The organism is Embleya sp. NPDC059213 (genome assembly GCF_042754445.1).
Classification (GTDB): Bacteria; Actinomycetota; Actinomycetes; order Streptomycetales; family Streptomycetaceae; genus Embleya.
The window spans coordinates 1-1,858 of the sequence record NZ_JBHZAV010000404.1; the positions used below are offsets into that span (position 1 = coordinate 1).

Sequence of the window (1,858 nt, forward strand, 5' to 3'; positions counted from 1 at the left end):
GAACCCCAAATCCGAAGTCAGTTTTTCAACAAAAATTAGCGTCCTTTTCCCAAATAGTCCCTATACAATTCCTTAATAGCAAACTCAATTACAGCATCTTTTGAAACTCTTCCAAATTCATTGTGTTTTGTAAAATGTTCGGCTAATAACTCTAGCTTTTTAAATGTTTCAACAGTAATTCGAGGTCCAATTTGTTTTTTCTCTTCCATCCAAACACACTCCTAACAAGTTGTTAACATAATTCTAACATTGGAAATAATAGAATTCAAGAACAGAAAAAAGAAGCACACTCGGAATGATATTTCGTTTCCTTTTGATTCCGAGCCTCCACCCCTTACAATCCCCAAAGGCAACCGACAAGGGAAAATTCGTCCCTTATCGGCACCTCCGGAAATTGTACAGCAAGGGGTCACTCCCAATAAAAAGACTACGACATATAAAACAGGTTTAGCTTCAGAGAAAAAGAGCATAAGGAAACTCGGTGCCACCCTAAAAAAAAGGGTGTCAAACAGGCTGTGCCTGTTGAGTTTCTATGCTCTTAGAACAGGTGCCGTTTTTGAAGCCAAAGATATAGCATAGATACCCCATAGATATAGCAGGGATATACCAAAATATCTCTAGAGATACGGGTATCTATGCTATATCTCTCTACAAGATTCCTCCACACGCTTGACGGAAATGCTTCAGCATTTTAGCACTCACTCGACAGAGTGTATAAGTGCGCCATTCGGAATTTCAAAGCTTCAAATTTCACAGAGAGTGCCCATTTATACACACCCCCTAAATCGTGGTGTGACAATGGGTTCTCGCCGGCTCGAAATCGGTTTGTCATTCTGACAAATAACCCTTCGGGAAATAAAAAAAACGGCTCCATAAAGAGGAACCGTTTTGCTTCAAAAATCACGTTTTGTGTTATACTGGAGAAACGAAATTGTGTTTTCAAAATTGTCATTTTCGACATGATAACTTTTCTCGTAGTGTGGTTTTGCCGAACCCACTACTTTTTTTATGTCTCCGAACTTCATTTCTTCCCGTTCCGGCTTAACAATCCCTTTTGATTTTCGATACATATTCATTCCGGAAGGATACATGTGCAGCCGTCCGCCTTTTAAAAATTTCTTTTCCCGACCTTCTACGATCTTTGTTTGCACCTCACAGCCCTCTGAAGCCACTTTTAAGGCTGTTTCCCTGTCTTGGACATCTTCTAGGTCTATATCAGTCAAATAAGCGCTCAAATAGGCTCCTATGTTGTCTATATCCTTTAATGACTTGATTGTTACAAATCCTAAACCCCATAGACTCCTTAATTCAGCATTTTTAATATAAATCTTATCCAAATCATTAAAGCGCATTAAAACATGACAATGCCAGGCTCCACGTCCTTGTGGCTCTACCACCGATAAATAATCTATCGAACTTTCTTTCTTGTATTTATAACGCAACCTGTCGATAAAATTTTGAAAATCACTATAAAGTTTTTTCGTGTCCGTCATATTTTTCTTGTATGTCAAAGTTATATGTAATTCATTTGGCCGTCCTATAAAATTGTTATTTATCAAATAACGCAGCTTCTTAAAGGTTTGTCTCAAAGAATTATAATTTTCCTGCCGATTTTCCGAATGCTCGAACTCCCGGATCTCCCCAGTAGAGAGGTCTACAAACCTATCCTTGTCCAATTTTTTGATATTATTTTTCCGGTTCATCTTCTCCATATGCTGAACTTCAATGACGTGATTCATAGTGGTCACTTTTACAACATCATTTGGAGCTATGAAAACCGCGTCACCATTGCGTTTATCCATCCATTTCCCCTCAATTTTTCCTGTAATGTTTAATTAAAATCAAGTTAATAATAAAG

General features: G+C 37.9%; 2 protein-coding genes. Both read right to left on the reverse strand.

All coding sequences use genetic code 11. The features are described from left to right. Positions 1-35: 35 nt before the first annotated feature. Positions 36-209: a hypothetical protein gene (locus ACFXMF_RS47630; protein WP_375839303.1), complete on the reverse strand. Its 174-nt coding sequence runs from the start codon at positions 207-209 to the stop codon at positions 36-38. Between the two features lie 684 nt (positions 210-893). After that, complete coding sequence (locus ACFXMF_RS47635; RefSeq protein WP_375839305.1) at positions 894-1,802, reverse strand: hypothetical protein; 909 nt, start codon at positions 1,800-1,802, stop codon at positions 894-896. Positions 1,803-1,858: the final 56 nt, after the last annotated feature.

Excerpts from the sequence above, each read along its gene's own strand:
- ACFXMF_RS47630 (WP_375839303.1), bottom strand. The coding sequence starts at position 209 with ATGGAAGAGAAAAAACAAATTGGACCTCGAATTACTGTTGAAACATTT.
- ACFXMF_RS47635 (WP_375839305.1), bottom strand. The coding sequence starts at position 1,802 with ATGGATAAACGCAATGGTGACGCGGTTTTCATAGCTCCAAATGATGTT.